The organism is Marinococcus salis, assembly GCF_054971365.1.
Map to the genome: position 1 here is coordinate 1 of NZ_JBQOJB010000009.1, position 20,857 is coordinate 20,857.

Consider the following 20,857-nt stretch of genomic DNA (forward strand, 5'->3'; position numbering starts at 1 on the left):
GCGTACACGGCCGCCGTCATGCCGGCCGGGCCGGCACCCGCGATAATCACATCATAAATTCGTTCTTCCGTCATAAAGGCCACTCCCCTTATTTTAAATATCACTGTCTTATGGCATCTGTATTTATTGTATGGCAGCCGGTTTTCAGCGTCCAGTAGTCTGCTTACTGCTGGAAATCATCCTGTACTAATTCCCTTACCCGCTGCTCGGTCAGTGTATTCTGTTCATATTCCCGGTAGAGCTCTTTCACTTCCGGGTGATCAAGCTGGCGGCTCTGCTTCCACCATTTTGCCGCCTGGCCCGTTTCTCCGAGCAAATATAACGCCGCCCCGTGATAAAACGCAACCGATCCGCGTTCGATCACAAATCGCTTATGATAAAGCCGGGCATAACGACAGGCGTCTTCATAATACCCGAGATAGGCACAAACGGCGCTGATCCAGTGCAGGGATTCCCGGTCGAGCGGAAGAATTGCTGTCAGCACCTTCATTATTTCTTTTACACGATCATGATCCTCCAGGCTTTCATACAACGCAGCGAGTTGGCAGCTTGCCGGCACGTAAGCACCTTCCTGATGAACTTTTTCTAAAAGCTGCACTGCCTGCCGTGTGTCTCCACGGTGCTGATGAAGTTTTGCCAGCTGGTGGTACGCTGCCCAGTAATCGGGCTCCTGTTCCAAAAGCTCTTCAAACAGCTCCTGGGCTTCCTGCACCCGGCCTTTAGCCGCTTGTTCTACTGCCCGTTCATAAATAGTCATATCGCCTGGATGCTCCAGGAGCCCGGGCTCGTTTTCTTTAATCATTTCGAGCAGTTCCTTCGTTTCTTCTGCAAAGTCTCCTTCCGGCGCGATTTTCATATAATACCCGGCTGTTTCTGCTGCTTTTTCAAAATTACCCTGGAAGGCGTAATTATTGGCCAGAAAGAAATAGCATTCAGAGCGCTCCGGCTCGATGTCTTTAAGTACCCGGTCCAGGATATCATTGGAGCGCTCAAATCGTTCCATATCTGTGTATATTGCAGCAAGCTGGCATTGAAACAATCCTTTGGAAGGCTCGAGCTCTACAGCTCTTTCCAGAAAGAGAACGGCACGCTTCAGGTGATTTTTCTGATAAGCCACCACGCCCCGCTGAAAGAAGTATTCACCTGACTGCAAGAAAGGAATAATTGCGTCTTCGTTTTTTTGTTTTGAGCCCAATTCCTTTCATCCTTCCTTCATTTGTTTTCCCTGATTCTTTCACGTTCCTTATCAATTGTGACATTATAACACGCCCCCTGCTTCATGAAAACTCTTAGCAGCTCACCCATCACTATAATAGCCAGAAGAAGCCTATAGAAAAAACCGCCCGAAAAGGACGGTCATTTTTGATAATAGTCTTTTTATGAACGATGTCTTTCTTCAAGCACCTGCAGCACATCGTCAAGCGGGAGCTTCTGTTCCCTCAGCAGTACCAGCAGGTGGTACAGAAGATCAGCGGTTTCCCAGCTGAGTTCTTTGTGATCCCGGTTTTTGGAAGCAATGATTACTTCACCGGCTTCCTCACCGACTTTTTTCAAAATTTTATCCACGCCTTCGGTAAACAAGTACGTCGTGTAGGCGCCCTCCGGCATTTCAGCTTCGCGGGTGGCAATCACCTGTTCAAGTTCATTAATAATTGCAAACCGCCGGCCATCGGCTGACTGCTTTTCTTCCGACAGCAGCGAACGGGAAAAACAGCTGTAATTTCCCTTATGGCAGGCAGGGCCTGCTGGCTCGACAAGCACGTTTAAGGCATCGCTGTCACAGTCATACCGGATGTCTGATACCTGCTGCTTATTTCCGGATGTTTCCCCTTTATGCCAAAGTTCCTGGCGGGACCGGCTGTAAAACCAGGTTTCCTTTGTATCGATTGTTTTCTGCAGCGATTCTTTGTTCATATAGGCAAGCGTCAGAACCTCTTTACTAATAGCGTCCTGGACTACGGCCGGAATCAGGCCTGCTTCATCAAATGTTAATTCGTCGACATTCATCGTACTAAGACTCCTCTCTCCCGGATAAAGGCTTTCACTTCTTCAATCGATGTCTCTTTGTAGTGAAAGATCGAAGCAGCAAGCGCCGCGTCTGCCCCTGATTTTGCAAACACATCTACAAAGTGCTCCTTGGCCCCGGCTCCGCCCGAAGCAATAACAGGCACATCCACCGTTTCGCTGACCGTTCGCGTCAAAGCTTCGTCAAAGCCGGTTTTGGCTCCGTCCTGGTCCATGCTTGTCAGAAGAATCTCCCCTGCACCCCGGGCGGTGACTTCTCTAACCCAGTCGGTCACTTCCCAATCTGTCGGCGTGCGGCCGCCATGCGTGTAGATTCTCCAAGAGCCAATCGACTCATCGTACTTCGCATCAACCGCTACGACGATGCATTGCGAGCCGAAATAGGTGGCTCCCTGAGTAATCAGTTCAGGGTTTTTCACCGCAGCCGTGTTGAGCGAAACCTTATCTGCGCCTGCGCGGAGCATATTGCGCATGTCATCGACCGAGCTGATACCACCGCCGACCGTGAAAGGAATGGCAATGGTTGCAGCCACCTGCTCCACGACATCTATCATTGTTTTCCGGCCTTCATGTGAGGCTGAGATATCGAGAAACACCAGCTCGTCCGCCCACTGCTCATCATAAAACCCCGCGAGCTCCACTGGGTCACCGGCATCCCGCAGTTCTACAAACTGCGTGCCCTTCACTACCCTTCCTTCTTTCACATCCAGACATGGAATGATCCGTTTCGTGAGCATTACTGTACCTCCTTCACGGCTTCTGCCACATCTACTTTGCCGGTGTATATCGCTTTTCCGACAATAACACCGGCGATCCCTTTATCCCGCTTGTCCGCGAGGTTTCGTACGTCTTCCATTGTGCCGATCCCCCCCGAAGCGATAACGTTCACGCCGGTCGCCTCTGCGAGTTGTTTCGTCGCCTCCACGTTCGGTCCGGACATCGTGCCGTCGGTTGAAATATCGGTAAATATAAACGTTTCTGCTCCGTGGGCAGCCATTTCCCGTCCCAGTTCCACAGCCGTAACCTCAGAGGTGTCGAGCCAACCGTTGACAGCAACATACCCGTCTCTGGCGTCGAGACCGATCGCAATCCGGCTGCCATGGTTCTCAAGCATTTTACGGGCAAAATCCGGATACTGAAGGGCGACACTGCCCAGTATTACCCGGTCCACTCCACTTGCTAAGTAATAGTCCACGTCCTCTGCCGTTCGGATGCCGCCTCCGACTTGAATGCGGACGTCAAGTTCCTGAGCGGCGCGAACGACGTCAGCATGATTGATGCGCCGCTTTTCTTTCGCCCCGTCAAGATCGACCATATGAATCCACTCCGCGCCCGCCTTCGCAAACGAAGCTGCCATCTCAAATGGCGAATTTCCATAAACGGTTTCCTGGCTGTAATCGCCCTGAAAAAGGCGTACGCAGTTGCCGTTACGGATGTCAATTGCCGGGTATACAATAAAATCACTCATGAGCTCCGCTCCTTTCGCGGACGATCGCGCCGAAGTTTTCAAGCATTCCAATACCGACTGTACTACTTTTTTCAGGGTGAAACTGCGTACCCATAATTTCGCCGCGGCCGACCACCGCCGGCACTACCTCGCCGTAATCGCTGGTGGCAAGCAGCACGTCCGGGTCGGCGGTTTCAATCACGTAGGAATGCACAAAATAAGCATGGCCCTCTTCCACATTTTTCAGCAGCGGGTGATCCGGCTGATGAAACGTGAGCGAATTCCATCCCATGTGTGGCACTTTCAGTTTTCGCCCCTGGCTGTCTTTTCCGGAGAACCTGCGGGCATAACCCGGCAGAAAGCCGAACCCTTCTGTGTCCCCATGTTCTTCGCTGCCTTCAAACAGCAGCTGCATGCCGAGGCAGATGCCAAGCAGCGGTTTGCCGTCAGCCGCCCAGTGTTCAATAAATTCAAACTGGCCGTTTTCCCGGATTAAATTCATGGCATCCCGAAAAGCTCCAACGCCGGGAAGAATTAACCCGTCTGCTTCCGCAAGCTCCTCTGTATCCTCGGACACAAAATAAGGGATGGTGAGTCGCTCCAGGGCTTTTTTCACGCTGTACAGGTTGCCCATGCCGTAATCGATTATTCCTATCACGCGTGTTCCACTCCTTTTTTATAGCATTCCTTTAGTGGAAGGAACGCCCTTCACTCTTGGATCAAGCTGTGTCGCTTCATCAAGGGCACGTGCCATCGCTTTAAAGATCGCTTCGATAATATGATGAGTGTTGTGCCCGTAATGAACAATTATATGCAGATTCATCCGGGACTCCACCGCAAACTTCCATAAAAATTCATGTACGAGCTCGGTGTCAAACGTCCCTACCTTAGCCGCGGGAAGATCTGCCCGGTATTCAAGATGCGGCCGGTTGCTTAAATCCACGACAACTTCCGCAAGGGCGTCATCCATTGGAATTTTCGCCTGGCCGTAGCGGCGGATACCTTTTTTATCTCCAAGCGCCTGCATGAAGGCTTCTCCGAGGCAAATACCGATATCTTCTGTCGTATGGTGATCGTCCACTTCTACATCGCCTTCAGCCTGCACGTCAAGGGAGAAATGGCCATGCTTTTTAAACAGATCGAGCATATGGCTCATAAACGGCACGTTCGTCTGTATGACCCCGTCCCCTTCGCCATCGATGCCAAACTGCAGCCGGATAGATGTTTCTCCCGTCGTGCGTTCGACGCTTCCTCTGCGTGCTGCCATATTACTTTTCCCCCTTCCGGATATCCACTGCGCGTGCGTGTGCTTCAAGGCCCTCAATCCGGGCGATCGCAGAGATGTATTCGCCGTTATCCTCGAGTGCTTCTTTACTGTAGGAAATCACGCTTGAACGCTTCACAAAATCGTCGACACCAAGCGGACTCGAGAACCGTGCTGTTCCGCTTGTCGGAAGCACGTGGTTCGGACCGGCAAAATAATCCCCGACCGCCTCGGCACTATACGGCCCTAAAAAGACAGCTCCAGCGTGGCGGATGGAGCCGAGCAGGTTCTCGGGCCGGGCCGTCATGATTTCCAGGTGCTCCGGTGCAAGCCGGTTCACAGCGTCCACTGCTTCAGCTATCGTTTCCGTTACATAAATGGCTCCGTGTTTATCGAGAGATTCTTCAGCGATCTTTTTACGCGGAAGATCTTCGAGCTGACGCTCAAGCTCTTGCGCCACTTTCCTGCCGAGCTCCTCCGAGGTGGTAACAAGAACAGCCGAGGCGAGCTCATCATGCTCCGCTTGGGAAAGCATGTCGGCTGCAATATAATCGGCACGGGCTGTTTCATCAGCAAGCACGACGATTTCGCTCGGCCCGGCGATGCTGTCAATCGCCACCTGGCCGAACACTTCCCGCTTAGCCAGCGCTACATAGATATTGCCGGGGCCAACGATTTTATCCACCTTCTGCACGCTTTCTGTTCCGTAGGCAAGCGCGGCTACCGCCTGGGCACCGCCGACCTTCACGATACGTTCAATCCCCAACTCGCTGGCAGTGACGAGCACCATTGGATGAAGACGCTGGTCCTCACCGGGAGGCGAGCACATCGTAATGCTTTTTACGCCTGCAGCGATCGCCGGAATGGCGTCCATCATAATGGTGGAGGGATATGCTGCTTTTCCTCCCGGCACATAAATACCGACACGGTCGAATGGGATAATCCGCTGGCCGAGCATCGTCCCATCTTCTTTGGTTACCATCCAGGACTGCCGGAGCTGACGCTGATGAAAATCCTTTATGTTTTCAATCGCTTTGCGGATCGCTTCAAGCTCTGTATCATTCACCTGGTTGTATGCTTCATCTATTTCTTCCTGCTGGACAAACAGCTCATCGAGCGTAACGCGGTCAAATATCTCGGTGAGTTCCATGAGGCCTTTATCTCCGTTTTCCCGCACTTTTTCAATAATCGAGGCCACTGATTCCCGCTGCTTTTCAGTGCCCCCCTCAATGGTGCGCTCGAGTGTTACTGATTTATCCAAAGGGGTCACATTCATCATACTTGTTCTTCCACTCCTATCACCTGGGCAACACGCTCCACCAGATCATCAATGACGGTATCCTTTAAACGATAGCTTACCGGATTGACGATCAGCCGGGACGTAATCGGCACAATCGTTTCAAGTTCTATTAAACCATTTTCTTTCAGCGTCTGCCCGGTGGAAACAATGTCTACAATACGGTCTGCCAGGCCGACAAGCGGGGCCAGTTCAATAGAGCCGTTTAATTTAATAATTTCCACCTGTTCGCCCTGCTGCTTAAAATACTGCGTCGCCAGATTTGGGTATTTTGAAGCTACCTTTGGATTTACATCCGTCTTCTCGTACTCCGGCAGTCCTGCTACTGCCAGGTAGCAGGCACTGATATGGAGATCCAGCACTTCATATACGTCGCGCTCTTCTTCGATCATCGTATCTTTACCGGCCACCCCAATGTCTGCCACCCCGTGTTCCACGTAGGTGGGCACATCCATTGGCTTCGCCAGGATAAAGCGCATATTTGCCTCCGGAGCATCAACGATGAGCTTTCTGGACTCTTCAAATTCCGGCGGAATAGGGAATTCGGCTTTGCGGAGAAGCTGTACCGCTTCTTCGAAAATCCGTCCTTTGGGCATCGCGATTGTCAGCCATTCATTCATGCGCCGCTCCCTCCTTCTTTTTTCCGATCATGGATATGACATCTTCGTAGGAATCACTCAGCTGATCCACGTCCTCTACGCCTCGGATATCCTGGAGCACGACCCGTTTTCCGGTTTCGCGGAGCTTACGCGCATGATCCACCGCTTCCGGGCGGCGCTCCGGGCTGAACAAAATACACGTCTGCGACGGCACCGCCCCAGTCAGGCCAAGTGCCTCAACAAGCAAATCAAGCCGGAGACCGAATCCGACAGCCTGGGCCGGACGATTAAACTGCTGCAGCAGTTCATCATAGCGGCCGCCGCTCCCGAGCGGCACACCCAGATTGTTGCCGTAGCTTTCAAATACAATGCCGGTATAGTAGCTCATATGCATAAATAAGTTAAAATCGAGCTTAATGTAATCGGACAGCTCGTAGTGCTCAAGCACCGCTTTCATCTCCTGCAGCTCCTCGACTGCTTCCCTTGCTGCCGGAGTCTGGACCAGGTTCACGGCCTCATCCAGCGTCCGCCAGTCGCCTCGCAGGCGCAGCAGGCTGTTCAGCTTTTTCTTATCCAACGAGGAAAGCGGAAGATTTTCTACATGCTGGCGGTAGCCGACATAGTTTTTTTCGTATAAAAACCGGCGAAGGTCATCGGCCCGCTCATCGTTACCGAGCACTTCTTCAAGCAACGCATTCACGTAGCCGACATGCCCGACCGTAATTTGAAACGTGGTCAGGCCGGTTTTTCGCAAAGCTTCAATCATAAGAGAAACGACTTCACCGTTCGCGCTCGAAGTCCCATCTCCAATCAACTCCACCCCAAGCTGTTCAAATTCTGCCGGGCGCCCGGCCTCGAGCTGCTGCGCGCGAAAGACGTTAGTATGATAAGCCAAACGGATAGGAAAATGCTGGTTCTGCAGTCCCGAGGCTGTGACCCGGGCAATCGGGGCCGTCATGTCCGGGCGAAGCACCAGCGTCCGCCCCTGCTGGTCAAGCAGTTTAAAGAGCTGATGGTCAAGAATCGCCGAGGCGCTCCCGACCGTATCATAATATTCCAGGGTCGGCGTTTCGACAGGCAGATACCCCCAGCTTTCCCATTCGTCGTTAATGACCCGCTGTACGTTCCGTTTTGTCTGAAAATACCCCGGAAGCGCATCCCGCATGCCGAGCGGCTTTTCAAACATAAAAAGCTTACTCATACTCTCTCTCCTTTTCTTTTCACGGTGCTTTAGTTCGCTAATGTACTAACAAAATAAAGAATAATCATAGTTTACACATCTTTTTTTACACCGTCAATTTTCCATTTCTGCTTTCATTATAACAATATCAGCTGTTCTATCAGCTTTTTCGCTCACAAGAAAAGAGAAAAGCCGGCTCTTATGAAAGCCGGCTTGAAGCCTATGTTCTTATCCGCATCGGACTGCCTCCGGCAAAAGCCCGCGCGGGCACGTCTTTGTGCACGACGGTTCCTGCTGCCACGACAGCCCGGTCTCCGATAGTCACTCCGGGGAGGATGGTCACATTGGCGCCGATCATAACTTCATTTCCGATCACGACGTCACCGAGCCGGTATTCATCAATTAAATGCTCGTGTGTTAAGATCGTCGACTGATAGCCAATAATGGAGTTGCTGCCAATATGGATTTTCTCGGGAAACATTAGATCGGGCATCACCTTATAGGCAAGCGCTGTTTTTTCACCTATTTGCATCCCGAGCAGCTGCCGGTACATCCACCGCTTCACAGACACAAACGGAACCGCCCGGGAAACTTCGATAATGGCCGTGTTTTTGAACGCCTTCAAAAACGGCACTGTCCGGTACATCTGCCATAGAGCATTCGTGTTATTGCCCGGGAAATAACGGTCTGTTTTTCTCATTTTTCTGTTTCACCGACAATATCAAGCAGGTCACTCATTTTGGCGAGCATCCAGTCCGGCTCATAATTTTTTAGAAATGATGCGCCTTTGATGGTCCATGCTACTCCCGCTGTACGTACCCCCGCATTTTTCCCGGCCAGAATATCAAACTGGCTGTCACCGACCATGATAGTTTCCTCCGGACGGGCGTTCAGCTGTGTCATGGCTATTTGCAGCGGTTCTGGATGCGGCTTGGGATTTGTGACATCATCCACCGTAACGAACGTCGAAAAGAAAGGAAGGAGCCCGAGCATCTCCGCTCCTTTGACCGCCGCTTCCTTCCGCTTTGTCGTCACAATACCAAGAGAAAAGCCGCGTTCATGGAGCGTTTTGATGGTATCGTATACTCCGTCGTACTCGCGGACGAGCGTTTCGTGGTTCGCCAGGTTGTGGGATTGATAGGTATCAATCATCTGTTCCACCTGGCTCGGATTGCTGCTGATGCTTGAAAAATTGTCTGCCAGCGGCACCCCGATCCAGCTGATGATGTCATCTCTGCTATATTGGTCCGGCGCATAATACGTCAGCACATGCTCATAAGAAGAAATGATTAAATCATTGGTATCAATCAGCGTGCCATCTAAATCAAACAGCAGTGTATTCCATCTGGTCATGGTGCTTCCCCTTTCGCTTTCTTCCTTATATGCCGGGCCCGTCTTTACTTAAGTATCTTGCTTTGGCAAGGCCTGCCTGCCTGCGGTATAAAATCAGGCTCACGGCTGCTACTATCAAAAGCACCGAAATTAACTGCGCCACCCGGATCGTATCGAACAGCATTAAGCTGTCGGTACGCATGCCTTCGATGAAAAAGCGTCCGAAGGAATACCAGATAACATACGTTAAAAACAATTCTCCGCGTCGGAGATTAACCCGGCGCAGCCCCAAAAGCAGTAAAAACCCGGCAATATTCCAAAGTGATTCATATAGAAACGTCGGATTATAGTAGGCACCCTCAATGTACATTTGGTTAATAATGAATTCAGGCAGCTGCAGCCCTTCTAAAAACGAACGGCTCACTTCACCGCCGTGGGCTTCCTGGTTAATAAAGTTACCCCAGCGGCCGATCGCCTGGCCTAAAATAATACTCGGCGCAGCGATGTCTGCAAGCTTCCAAAAAGAAACGCGCTTGATTTTTGAAAAAACGATACCCGTAAGCACTGCACCAATCAATCCGCCATGGATCGCAAGGCCGCCTTCCCACACCGCCAGAATACTGCCCGGGTTTTGGGCATAATAGTCCCATTCGAAGATCACGTAATACAAACGGGCACAGATAATTGAAATTGGTATGGCAAAAATAAGCAGATCTGCAAAAATATCTTCTGGAAGCCCCCGTTTTTTCGCCTCGTAGGAAGCTAATATGTATCCCAGCAGAGCGCCCAGGCCGATGAGTATCCCGTACCAGTAAATTGGTACAGACCCAACCTCAAAGGCAATCCGGTCAATCGGCTGCATCGATGAATAAATCATATCCCCTGCCACTCCTGTCTGCTAGATGTGTATTCGTTAAAATTCTTCTTTATCGCCGTCATCGATCATTTGTTTCAAACGATCGGAAAACTGCTGGGCTGTGTTTACGCCCATCCGCTTCAGCCGAAAATTCATCGCTGCTACTTCGATGATAACAGCAAGGTTCCGGCCTGGCCGTACTGGCACAGTGAGCTTTTGAATTTCCGTATCGAGCACCTGGAGCGTTTCTTCATCGAGCCCAAGGCGGTCGTAGGCCTTTTGTTCATCCCATAGTTCGAGATGGATGGTTAGCGAGATTCGTTTGTACGGTCGTACAGCGCCTGCGCCAAACAGCGTCATCACATCGATAATGCCAAGACCGCGAATTTCAAGCAGGTTTTGGATCAGCTCTGGTGCTGTTCCGACAAGAGTATCGCCATTTTGCTGGCGGATTTCAACAGAGTCATCCGCTACGAGGCGATGGCCCCGGCGCACGATGTCCAGGGCGGTTTCGCTTTTCCCCACACCGCTTGCTCCAGTAATCAAAACGCCGATGCCATATATATCCACCAGAACCCCGTGCATAGCCGTAGATTTAGCCAGTTTGGTATCCAGATAGTTCGTCAGCTGGCTGATCAGCTGCGTGCTTGCCAGATGCGATCGCATGATTGGAACACCGGTTTTTTCCGCATTTTCAATCAGCTCCGGCGGAGCCACGAGCCCCCGCGAGATTACAATGCCGGGAGTGTCATACGTACACAGCTTTTCCATCCGCTCCTGCTTTTCTGCATCCTGAAGCTGTTGAAAAAAAGAAAGCTCAGTACGTCCAAGCAGCTGCAGCCGCCGGGCGGGGTAATATGTAAAAAAGCCGGCCATTTCAATCCCCGGGCGGGAGATATCGCTTGTGGTTATTGCCCGGTACAGTCCTTCTCCTCCGGCGAGCAGTTCTAATTGAAAACGCTCCTGTAAATCCGTTGCCGTCACTTTTGCCATCGTGCTGCCTCCCTCAAAAAAATCGGTCCGTTGTATTATGAATATGTTTGTTTCCTCTTCTCGTACGTTGTTATTGTAGCACGTTTTCAAAAGAAGATGGAACCTGCGCCGGGGGATTTCAATTTTGCCGCTGCACAAAAAAGACCCGCCGGTGAGCGGGCCTTTTTTGTGCATTATTCTTCCTGCAGCACGAATAAGATTACGTTTTTCTTCCGCTCAGCGGATTTACAAAAAGGTTATACATCAGCATATTTAAAACCGCGATCACAACAGCGGCAAGAAAAGCCATGCCAAAGCCGGACATGTTAAAGGCTTCTCCCATAACTGCTGACGTAAGCATCAGCATCAGGGCATTGATGACAAAAATAAACAAACCGAATGTCACCACGGAAAGCGGCAGGGTGAAAAAGATTAAAAGCGGCCGAATCACAAGATTGATCAACGTCAACACCAGTCCGGCTGCGATGGCCGCCCCAAAGCCGTCTATGGAAAATCCGGGGAAAAACCCGGCCACTACCATTAGCGCAATGGTGTTAACAATAAACGGTACTAAACAACCCATCAGGAAACGGCATCCTCTTCATTTGGCAGAAGTATAGCCAGCACGAGATAAATCAGCAGCACCCAGGAAGTGACGGGCAGAATAACAAGCACAACGCTTATGATTCGTATTAAAGAGGAATCCCAGCCGAGGTAATCTGCCAATCCACCGCATACACCTGTCAATTTCCGGTCGTCACGGGATTTGTACAACTTTTTCTTTGCCAATCTGATCACCCTTTCAGTTTTTTATTCATGGTCCTGCACAGTAATGGTTCCTGTCTTTGCCGAAGCTTCCAGTCGCAGCGTTGGAGCCGATTCCGAGTTGGAGACAAACTGGTAATACTTCTGCATGAACTCGCTTTTTTCTTCTTTCACTTCGATATTATCGAGCAGGCACTTGTAATTGCCGACGTTTGTCCGGAGGACGCCCTCCGTGCGGATCTCCCTCGGCGCAACCACTTTGATGCTGCCCGTTGTTGTGGAAAGAAGCGCCCGGCTTCTCTCGCTTACTGACGTGTACCGGGCCGTAATCGCTCCGTTCAACGCCTCTGCTTCAATATCTGTGAGCGATCCGTCGTAGTGAATCGAGCCATTCCACGTTTTAACGTCCGCACTGCCGATTCTCCCCTCCTTCAGCTCCACCGTGCCATTGGCTGTTTCCACTGCCAGATAACCAGCAGAAGCGTGCAGTACTGTAATCGCACCGTTGCTTGCTTTCACGTACAGATTATCTGCCTGAACGCCATCGATTCGGATATCCCCGTTAAACGTGGAGACGTCCATTTTGTCCAGTGATTTCTCCGGGATGTAGACAACCGCCTGGACTTTATAATTGCCGGATCTTGAAGCAAAGCGGAGCTTGCCGCTTCGGGAATCAAAGTCAGTGCCTTCGATGAACTCGCGCCGTGCTGAATCTTCGTCTTCTTCTGTATAAGCTTTCACCTGGCAGGCAACGCGAATGGTGCTCCCTTCCCACCTCTGGCAGATCAGGCTTCCATTTTGGATAAACGTGTCGAGCGAACGAATCTCACTTTCATCATGTTCAAACGTATGCTGAAAATCTACAGATGGCCCAAAATTAAAATCGAGGTCAAACCGTTTAACGCGGTCAAGTGCATGGTCGAAAAACCCCGAAAGCATCGCGAACGGATCTTCCTTGCTTTTTCGTTTCTGGCTGCCGCCCGCTTTTTTGTCTGTCCGATAGGTGCCGCTTCTCCGGGATTCAGAAGAGCCGCCTTTCCCGTCTTCTTTGCCACCTTCCTGAGCTTCCGGTGACGGGGCTGACCCTTTAGCCCGGAGCAGACGCTCTCCTTCCTCAAGCGAGATAACGCCGTCTTCCATCATTTTCAGTATTCGCTGACGTTCTTCATCCATTTCGTGTTCCTCCTTCGGTAATATATCAAAACCGGCACGTAGCGTTTTGGCTTGCTGTTTCCTATTACATACGAAGAACAACATTATCCGTTTCAGTCAATTCTTCTACGATGAAGGGGTATGGGCCGCCTCTTCTGATGCTTCCCATTGCCTGGCCATACGGTCTCTTTCTCTTTCAAGCACCGGCTTTAAATAATAACCAGTATAGGAGGCCTTTGACTCCGCTACTTTTTCCGGCGTGCCTGTAGCCACAATTTTGCCGCCGCCTGCTCCGCCTTCCGGGCCAAGATCGATGATATGATCCACTGTTTTAATGACATCGAGATTGTGTTCAATGATTAAAACAGTATCTCCGTTGTCTACGAGCCGCTGGAGTACCTTGAGCAGCCGGTCGATATCATCCACATGCAGGCCGGTCGTCGGTTCATCAAGGATATAAAGGGATTTGCCTGTAGAACGGCGGTGCAGCTGGGAAGCAAGCTTTACGCGCTGGGCTTCTCCGCCGGAAAGTGTCGTTGCCTGCTGTCCTAGTTTTATATACCCCAAACCAACGTCATATAACGTTTGAATTTTCCGCCGGATTTTTGGAATGTTTTCAAAGAAGCCGACTGCCTCTTCGACAGTCATTTCGAGCACATCAGCAATATTTTTACCTTTGTATTTAATTTCGAGCGTTTCGCGGTTGTAGCGCTGACCGCCGCACTCTTCGCACGTAACATAAATGTCCGGGAGAAAATGCATTTCTATTTTAATGATACCATCGCCTTTGCATGCTTCACAGCGCCCTCCACGGACGTTAAAGCTGAAGCGTCCCTTCTGGTAACCGCGGATTTTCGCTTCGTTGGTCATAGCAAACACTTCACGGATATTATCAAACACACCTGTATAGGTTGCAGGGTTTGAGCGAGGCGTCCGTCCAATTGGCGACTGGTCGATATCAATTACTTTTTCAAGCTGATCGATGCCTTCCACGCTTTTATGCGCGCCCGGCTTCTGCTTACCGCGGTGAAGCTTCTGTGAAAGCACTTTATATAAAATGTCATTAATCAGTGTGCTTTTTCCGGAACCGGAAACCCCGGTGATCGCACTTAGCAGGCCGAGCGGAATATCCGCATTCGTCCGCTTCAAGTTGTTTTCCACCGCGCCCTTCACTTTCAGCCAGCGGTCGGAAGGCTTGCGGCGTTCAGTCGGGAGCGGAATGAATTTTTTCCCGGCCAGATACTGGCCGGTCAGGGAATCGTCGTTTTCCTTTAATTCTTCCGGCGTTCCTTCTGCGATAATCTGACCACCGTGGCGGCCGGCCCCGGGACCGATATCAATGATATGGTCAGCGGCAAGCATAGTGTCCTCATCGTGCTCGACAACAATCAGCGTGTTCCCGAGGTCGCGCATGTTCTGCAGCGTCTGTATCAGCCGGTTATTATCCCGCTGATGCAGTCCGATTGAAGGTTCATCAAGCACATATAGAACCCCCATCAGCGCCGAACCGATCTGGGTCGCCAGCCGGATACGCTGCGCTTCACCGCCTGACAAGGTGCCGGCGGAACGGCTCAGGGTTAAATAATCGAGACCGACATTAATGAGAAAGCCGAGGCGCTCATTGATTTCACGGAGAATCAAGCGGGCAATTTCCATTTCTTTTTCTGTTAACTCGATAGTTTCTATATACGTATACGCCTGTTGAATCGACAGATCCGTCAATTCCCCAACGTGAATATTTCCCACCAGCACAGAACGCGCTTCAAGACTCAGGCGGTGGCCTTTACACGTTGGGCACTGCTTGTTGCTCATATACTGCTGCATCTGTTCACGGGTGAAATCCGACCCGCTCTCACGATAGCGGCGGGAAACGTTGTTCAGCACGCCTTCAAAGTAGATCTGGCGCTCACGGACCTGGCCGCGCTCATTTTTGTGCCGGAAGGTTATTTTCTGCTGGCCGTTGCCCTCGAGCAGTATTTTCTTATGCTCTGCCGAGAGATCCTTGAACGGGGTGTCCATATCAATATTAAAATGGTCACATGCCGAGCGGAGCAGCTGCGGATAATACTGGGAGCTGATTGGCTCCCATACGGCGATAGCGTGTTCCCGGAGCGTGCGATCGGGGTCAGGAACGACTAGGTCGCTGTCCACTTCAAGCTTACTGCCAAGACCATCACAGGTCGGGCAGGCGCCATACGGACTGTTAAAGGAAAACATTCTTGGTTCGAGCTCCCCAATGGAAAAGCCACATTCCGGGCAGGAATGGTGCTGATTAAACCGCATTTCCTTTTCACCAACAACATCGATAAGTACTTTCCCTTCTCCGAGTTCAAGGGCGGTTTCCAGGGAGTCTGCGAGCCTGGACTCGACCCCGTCCTTTATAACAACGCGGTCTACCACTGCTTCAATATCATGCTTTTTATTTTTATCGAGCTTGATTTCTTCTCCAACGTCACGCATTTCTCCGTCCACACGAATACGCACCAGCCCTTTTTGCTTCAGCTGGTCCATTACTTTCACGTGTTCTCCCTTCCGGCCAGCAATAACCGGAGCGAGAATCTGCATTTTTGTCCGTTCAGCGTAAGCCATCATCTGGTCGACCATCTGTGAAATAGTCTGGGAGGTAATCGGCACATGGTGGTACGGGCAGTAAGGTGTACCGACACGAGCAAATAACAGCCGCAGGTAGTCGTAAATTTCCGTCACAGTGCCGACCGTGGAACGCGGGTTCTTGCTTGTAGTTTTCTGGTCAATCGATATGGCCGGGGAGAGCCCTTCAATGGAATCAACATCGGGCTTTTCCATCTGACCCAGGAACTGGCGGGCGTAAGCCGACAATGATTCCACGTAACGGCGCTGCCCTTCAGCATAAATCGTATCGAAGGCAAGCGAAGATTTCCCGGAGCCGGATAACCCGGTCATGACGACCAGCTGGTCCCGTGGAATTGTCACGTCAATATCTTTTAAATTATGGGACCTTGCTCCCTGAATCTTAATATTATCTGCTGCCATTCGTTGGTCATCCTTCCGCTTTAAGTTCTAATACCATATCGCGCAGTTCCGCTGCGCGTTCAAACTGCAGGTCTTTCGCTGCCTGTTTCATTTCGTCTTCCATCTGGTCAATGACTTTCTTCCGCTCGCTCTTGCTCATTTTATCGAGAGCTGGTTTATCAATATCCGAGGAATCCTCTGAACTGACCGTAGCCTGAATCAGGGCAGGGATTTCTTTTTGGATTGTTTTCGGCGTAATGCCATATTTTTCGTTGTGCGCTATTTGGATCTCACGGCGCCGGTTTGTTTCACTAATCGCCACGTCCATCGAACGGGTGATTTTGTCTGCGTACATAATAACATGCCCGCGGTCGTTCCGGGCGGCGCGGCCCATTGTCTGAATAAGGGAGCGTTCCGCACGCAGAAAGCCTTCTTTGTCTGCATCCAGAATACCAATCAGTGACACTTCCGGGATGTCCAGCCCTTCCCGGAGCAGGTTAATGCCGACCAGAACATCAAACTGGCCGAGGCGGAGCTGGCGGATGATGTCGATCCGTTCAAGTGTTTTAATGTCCGAGTGCAAGTACTTCACCCGGATGCCGAGTTCTTTTAAATAGTTGGTCAGGTCTTCGGCCATTTTTTTCGTGAGCGTCGTCACAAGCACCCGCTCATTCCGTTCCCGGCGCTCATGAATTTCGCCGATTAAATCATCGATCTGGCCTTCAATCGGCTTCACTTCCACCGTAGGGTCAAGCAGGCCGGTCGGGCGGATGATCTGCTCAATGACTTCCGGTGCATGTTCAAGCTCATACGGCCCCGGTGTCGCAGAAATGAACATTGCCTGATTAATCCGCTCTTCAAATTCATCAAATTTCAGCGGACGGTTGTCCATCGCGGACGGAAGACGGAACCCGTGGTCCACGAGCACCTGCTTCCTCGCCTGGTCCCCGTTGTACATGCCGCGCACCTGTGGAAGCGTTACGTGGGACTCATCCACCACCAGCAAAAAGTCATCCGGAAAATAGTCAATCAATGTATAAGGCGCATCCCCGGGGTTCCGGAAAGTCAAATGCCTCGAATAGTTTTCAATGCCGGAGCAAAAGCCCATCTCCTGCATCATTTCAAGGTCGTAATTGGTCCGCTGTTCAAGCCGCTGGGCTTCAAGCTCCCGGCCGTTCGCCCGAAACTTTTCAAGCTGCTCCTGAAGTTCCTGCTGAATATTTTTAATGGCACGCTCCATTTTTTCTTCCCGGGTCACAAAGTGGGAAGCCGGGAAGATTGCAGTATGCGAGCGTTCACCAATAACCTCACCAGTCAGGGCGTCCACTTCGGTGATCCGGTCAATTTCATCACCGAACATTTCAACACGAATGCAATGTTCATCTCTTGAAGCCGGAAAAATTTCAACGACATCCCCGCGCACGCGAAATGTCCCGCGCACAAAATTAATGTCATTACGCTCGTATTGAATGTCCACGAGTTTCCGGAGAATCTGGTCCCGTTCGATCTCCATGCCGGTCCGAAGCGAAAGCACGAGATCCCGGTACTCTTCCGGGGAACCAAGCCCGTAAATACAGGATACACTGGCGACGATAATAACGTCTTCGCGCTCAAATAAGGCGCTCGTCGCCGAGTGCCTTAGCTTGTCGATTTCATCGTTAATACTCGCGTCTTTTTCAATAAACTGGTCTGTCTGCGGCACATAGGCCTCCGGCTGATAATAGTCATAATAGCTTACAAAGTACTCCACGGCGTTATTTGGAAACATTTCTTTAAATTCATTGTATAACTGCCCGGCGAGTGTTTTATTGTGAGCCATAACAAGCGTGGGCCGGTTCACTTCTGTTAACACATTGGAAACGGTAAACGTTTTACCGGTTCCGGTCGCGCCAAGCAGTGTCTGGTATCTTTTGCCGTCCTTCAGTCCTTGAACCAGCTTTTCAATCGCCTGCGGCTGGTCGCCCTCCGGATTGTATCTACTCGCCAGTTCAAATGTTTCGTTCATAGTAGTCCCTCACTTCCTGTCTGCGTTCCGGTCATATGTCTATTTACTATATACCACATGAAGATTGGAAAGAAACAACATAAAAACGAACGTATATTCGCTGTTATTATTGTACTCCACTCCCCGGCAATTGCAAAGAAAACGACACTTACCCTGTCCCTATGCAAAAAAACAGAACCCGGGAGGGGGTTCTGTTTTACTGGGCCGTATGCATGTTTTCCGGCGCAGTTTGTTCTTTATTAATCATGAGTATGCCCAGCTGGTGATGCTGATTACTGTAAAGCGCCGCCTGTGCCTGACGGAGTTCTCCGTTAATATCCTCCACATCCAGCCGGCAGTAGGCGGAATTTTTTTGCACAGCCCGGTACAGGCTTGCTTCATCATATACTTTTTCGCTGTTCACCCGGCGAATGACTTCTCCCGCTTTAATGTGCATCCGGTCTGCGGGAGACTCCGGCAGTACAGCAAGTACTGAGATTCCGTCGCCCCGGAGAGTGTAAAGAAAATTGCTTTTAGCTGAGCTGCCGGCAGCAATGGTTACCCATTCCCGCAGCAGAATCAGCACGGCCACCATTACCGGAACGGCCCATCCGCTGTAAAAATAAGCAAGTGCTGCCCCGGCACCGGTAAGGACTGATATTCTTATAATCCACCAGCCGGCAGAGCGCACCTGCACGGCCGCCAAACGATCAAAGGTTTTCATACGTATGCCGATTACTGCCGGAAGTAAAAGAAGGGAAAAAGCCGCACCTCCAGGAAGCAGCGGCCACCAGCCTCCCGCCTCTATAGCACTTCCCGGGATAAACAAAAATACAGGGAGCATCCAGAGACGGTGCGTGACCTGGCCGCCGATCGGCTTGCCGCGGCGGCTTACTGTCCGAAGCGGAGAAAAAAACTTCACCCCGTTCCAGACAACCAAAATGCCTTCGGCAAGCGTGAGCACTGCAAGCCAGACCATCAGAGAAAAAGCATCAAAGCCGTTTCCAAGCCATGGCCCAGCGGAGAAAAAAGGTACCGCTATCCCGGCAGCATCCAAAGCAAGGGCAGCCAAAAATGCCCCTCCCCAGACGTGCAGCGCTGTCAGTAAGCGGTGCAGGCCTGACACTGCCAAAAGAGCACTGAGCACCATCGCAAGCAGGACTGCTCCAAGAGGCAGTGAAATGCCCGTAATGATAGTAATGACAGAAACAAAAGCAGCAATTACTATCGCCGGAATAACACTCATCGTCAATTCCATCAGCATTGGATACATTTTTGCATGAAACATTTTCCGCTCTCTTTTCACCCGGAGATAACCAGTCATAAGCATAGCTGCTATCATTATGTAAGTCAGCGGGTTCAGAAAAAACCACGCTAACGCAGGACCAATTTCACCGATTATTCCCTGCATCCACTATTTCCCCCTTTTCTTCGGACCGGGCAGGCCCCGGCCACCGTTATCATTCAAATTTCATTTATTGTTCTGTGACTGTATCAAGCGCGCGCTGCAGCTGCTTGTCGTTGTCCCTGTTCTGGACATTTTCAAGCACAAAATCATTCAGCGCATCTGCTGTTTCCGGCGTCAGTGTCCCAGTGGCTTCCAAATCTTTCTGTTCCTCCTGGAAATCCTGTACCGCTGCTTCTGTTTCTTTGCTGTAGTACCCGTCCTCACGTCCCGGGTCAAACCCGGCTCCTTTTAAAAGCGTTTGTGCGGTAGCAATGTTTTCACCGGTCGTATCCGGCTCCAGAGCTTCATCAATGGATAAAATAGATGCCTGGAAATAGTCGGGCTGCTCTTGCTCAATGGTCGGCTTCACGCCTTCTTCATTAATCCAGTTTCCATCCGGAGTCAGCCATTTAGAGACAGACAGCTTCACATCGCTTCCATCATCGAGCTCCATTACCTGCTGCACCGTTCCTTTGCCATAGGTCGTCTGCCCTACTAGTTCAAAGCCTCCGGACTCCTTCATCGCAGCTGCCAGAATTTCAGAAGCAGACACACTTCCCTGATCAATCACACCAACTACCGGATAGTCTTTGTTCTCCTCTAAAGAGGAGGTCACTTCTGAAATCGTGCCTTCACGGTCTTCAATCTCCACCACGGGCTCGCCGCCCGGAATAATCATGCTGCCGATATCTTCCACCGCGTTTAAATATCCACCTGGATTTCCGCGGACATCGATCACCAGGCCATCAATGTTTTCACTCTCCACCTGTTCGAGCTGGGTTTCGAATTCATTGGCTGTATTTTCAGAAAATGACGAGACATTCAAATAACCGATGCTTTCGCCGTCCTGCTCAATCACTTCACCTTCTACGGTTTCGATCGGAATTTCGTCGCGCTCCACTTCAACATTAAAAGGCTCGTCGCTTCCGCGCTGTACAGTGAGATTCACGTTCGTTCCTTTTTCTCCGCGGATTTTCAGAACCGCTTCATTAAGTTCAAGGTTTTCAGTGCTTTCTCCGTTAATTTCCAAAATATCATCATTGGGCTGCAGTCCGGCGGCTTCTGCCGGGGAATCGTCGATTGGTGAAACGATCGTTACTGCATCCCCCGATTTATTTACTTCAGCCCCGATGCCTTCAAAGGACGAATCCAGCGACTGCGTAAATTCCTGTGCTGTGCTTTCGCTCATGTAGCTGGAGTGAGGATCATCGAGTTCGCCGATCATTCCTTCGATAGCCCCCTGCACCAACGCATCATCATCCACCTCTGTCATATATTCAGAATCGATCATATCGTACACAGAACTAATTTTATTTAAGTCTTCCTCTGAAACGTTTTGCGTGCCGCTGTCCGAACCGGACTCGGACAGCGCAGATGAGGAAGCGCCTGATTCCTCTCCCCAGACAGAAGCACCTACGACCGCGCCTCCAGTCCCGGCTGCCGCTGCGGTGACCAGAATTGCTGCCGTCACTTTGATGTTTTTCTTCATCTATTTCACTCCAGCTTTATTAAAGTCATAACCAAACCATAGACTATATGAAAGAGG

At 50.8% G+C, this 20,857-nt stretch carries 20 protein-coding genes; all 20 read right to left on the minus strand.

The genetic code is table 11. The features are described 5' to 3' along the window. Positions 1-163: 163 nt before the first annotated feature. The 20 genes from ACTTK6_RS09440 to ACTTK6_RS09535 all read right to left on the minus strand — a co-directional run bounded on the left by ACTTK6_RS09440 (position 164) and on the right by ACTTK6_RS09535 (position 20,800). Complete coding sequence (locus tag ACTTK6_RS09440; RefSeq protein ID WP_079475493.1) at positions 164-1,195, minus strand: tetratricopeptide repeat protein; 1,032 nt, start codon at positions 1,193-1,195, stop codon at positions 164-166. 182 nt (positions 1,196-1,377) lie between these two features. Then, a complete protein-coding gene (hisIE, locus tag ACTTK6_RS09445) occupies positions 1,378-2,007 on the minus strand; it encodes a bifunctional phosphoribosyl-AMP cyclohydrolase/phosphoribosyl-ATP diphosphatase HisIE (protein WP_462833268.1) in 630 nt (209 codons plus the stop codon). Then, positions 2,004-2,762 (minus strand): imidazole glycerol phosphate synthase subunit HisF, encoded by a 759-nt coding sequence (hisF, locus tag ACTTK6_RS09450; protein ID WP_462833269.1) that lies wholly within the window; start codon positions 2,760-2,762, stop codon positions 2,004-2,006. The genes hisIE and hisF overlap by 4 nt, the downstream gene beginning before the upstream one ends. Continuing rightward, positions 2,762-3,493, minus strand: coding sequence for a 1-(5-phosphoribosyl)-5-[(5-phosphoribosylamino)methylideneamino]imidazole-4-carboxamide isomerase (gene hisA / locus ACTTK6_RS09455; RefSeq protein WP_462833270.1), 732 nt, complete (start codon positions 3,491-3,493; stop codon positions 2,762-2,764). Before hisA ends, hisF begins: the two co-directional genes overlap by 1 nt. Further along, a complete protein-coding gene (hisH, locus tag ACTTK6_RS09460) occupies positions 3,486-4,130 on the minus strand; it encodes an imidazole glycerol phosphate synthase subunit HisH (RefSeq protein ID WP_079475489.1) in 645 nt (214 codons plus the stop codon). Before hisH ends, hisA begins: the two co-directional genes overlap by 8 nt. A gap of 18 nt (positions 4,131-4,148) precedes the next feature. Next, the gene (gene hisB / locus ACTTK6_RS09465; RefSeq protein WP_462833271.1) at positions 4,149-4,739 is read right to left on the minus strand and encodes an imidazoleglycerol-phosphate dehydratase HisB; all 591 of its coding nucleotides are present in this window, start codon (positions 4,737-4,739) and stop codon (positions 4,149-4,151) included. A 1-nt stretch (position 4,740) separates the two neighbouring features. Next, a complete protein-coding gene (hisD, locus tag ACTTK6_RS09470) occupies positions 4,741-6,012 on the minus strand; it encodes a histidinol dehydrogenase (protein WP_094908626.1) in 1,272 nt (423 codons plus the stop codon). Next, on the minus strand, positions 6,012-6,653 hold the full coding sequence (hisG, locus tag ACTTK6_RS09475; protein ID WP_079475487.1) for an ATP phosphoribosyltransferase: 642 nt from the start codon (positions 6,651-6,653) through the stop codon (positions 6,012-6,014). The genes hisD and hisG overlap by 1 nt, the downstream gene beginning before the upstream one ends. After that, a complete protein-coding gene (locus tag ACTTK6_RS09480) occupies positions 6,646-7,833 on the minus strand; it encodes an ATP phosphoribosyltransferase regulatory subunit (protein WP_079475486.1) in 1,188 nt (395 codons plus the stop codon). The genes hisG and ACTTK6_RS09480 overlap by 8 nt, the downstream gene beginning before the upstream one ends. Before the next feature lie 199 nt (positions 7,834-8,032). Then, positions 8,033-8,512 (minus strand): acyltransferase, encoded by a 480-nt coding sequence (locus ACTTK6_RS09485; protein ID WP_079475485.1) that lies wholly within the window; start codon positions 8,510-8,512, stop codon positions 8,033-8,035. Next, positions 8,509-9,165, minus strand: a complete 657-nt coding sequence (gene ppaX, locus ACTTK6_RS09490) for a pyrophosphatase PpaX (protein ID WP_462833272.1) — start codon at positions 9,163-9,165, stop codon at positions 8,509-8,511. The genes ACTTK6_RS09485 and ppaX overlap by 4 nt, the downstream gene beginning before the upstream one ends. A gap of 25 nt (positions 9,166-9,190) precedes the next feature. Beyond that, on the minus strand, positions 9,191-10,021 hold the full coding sequence (gene lgt / locus ACTTK6_RS09495) for a prolipoprotein diacylglyceryl transferase (protein ID WP_079475483.1): 831 nt from the start codon (positions 10,019-10,021) through the stop codon (positions 9,191-9,193). A gap of 36 nt (positions 10,022-10,057) precedes the next feature. Further along, the gene (gene hprK / locus ACTTK6_RS09500) at positions 10,058-10,993 is read right to left on the minus strand and encodes an HPr(Ser) kinase/phosphatase (RefSeq protein WP_079476989.1); all 936 of its coding nucleotides are present in this window, start codon (positions 10,991-10,993) and stop codon (positions 10,058-10,060) included. A 199-nt stretch (positions 10,994-11,192) separates the two neighbouring features. Continuing rightward, on the minus strand, positions 11,193-11,555 hold the full coding sequence (locus tag ACTTK6_RS09505; protein ID WP_079475482.1) for a phage holin family protein: 363 nt from the start codon (positions 11,553-11,555) through the stop codon (positions 11,193-11,195). Then, on the minus strand, positions 11,555-11,761 hold the full coding sequence (locus ACTTK6_RS09510) for a PspC domain-containing protein (RefSeq protein WP_094908596.1): 207 nt from the start codon (positions 11,759-11,761) through the stop codon (positions 11,555-11,557). The genes ACTTK6_RS09505 and ACTTK6_RS09510 overlap by 1 nt, the downstream gene beginning before the upstream one ends. 21 nt (positions 11,762-11,782) lie before the next feature. Beyond that, entirely contained in the window at positions 11,783-12,910 is a 1,128-nt protein-coding gene (locus tag ACTTK6_RS09515) for a DUF4097 family beta strand repeat-containing protein (RefSeq protein ID WP_462833273.1), read from the minus strand. 105 nt (positions 12,911-13,015) lie between these two features. Next, complete coding sequence (gene uvrA, locus ACTTK6_RS09520; protein ID WP_094908598.1) at positions 13,016-15,901, minus strand: excinuclease ABC subunit UvrA; 2,886 nt, start codon at positions 15,899-15,901, stop codon at positions 13,016-13,018. Positions 15,902-15,908: 7 nt separating this feature from the next. Continuing rightward, positions 15,909-17,885, minus strand: coding sequence for an excinuclease ABC subunit UvrB (uvrB, locus tag ACTTK6_RS09525; RefSeq protein WP_079475478.1), 1,977 nt, complete (start codon positions 17,883-17,885; stop codon positions 15,909-15,911). 196 nt (positions 17,886-18,081) lie between these two features. Next, entirely contained in the window at positions 18,082-19,275 is a 1,194-nt protein-coding gene (locus ACTTK6_RS09530) for a hypothetical protein (RefSeq protein WP_462833274.1), read from the minus strand. Positions 19,276-19,339: 64 nt separating this feature from the next. Beyond that, entirely contained in the window at positions 19,340-20,800 is a 1,461-nt protein-coding gene (locus ACTTK6_RS09535) for a S41 family peptidase (RefSeq protein WP_462833275.1), read from the minus strand. Between the last annotated feature and the right edge of the window lie 57 nt (positions 20,801-20,857).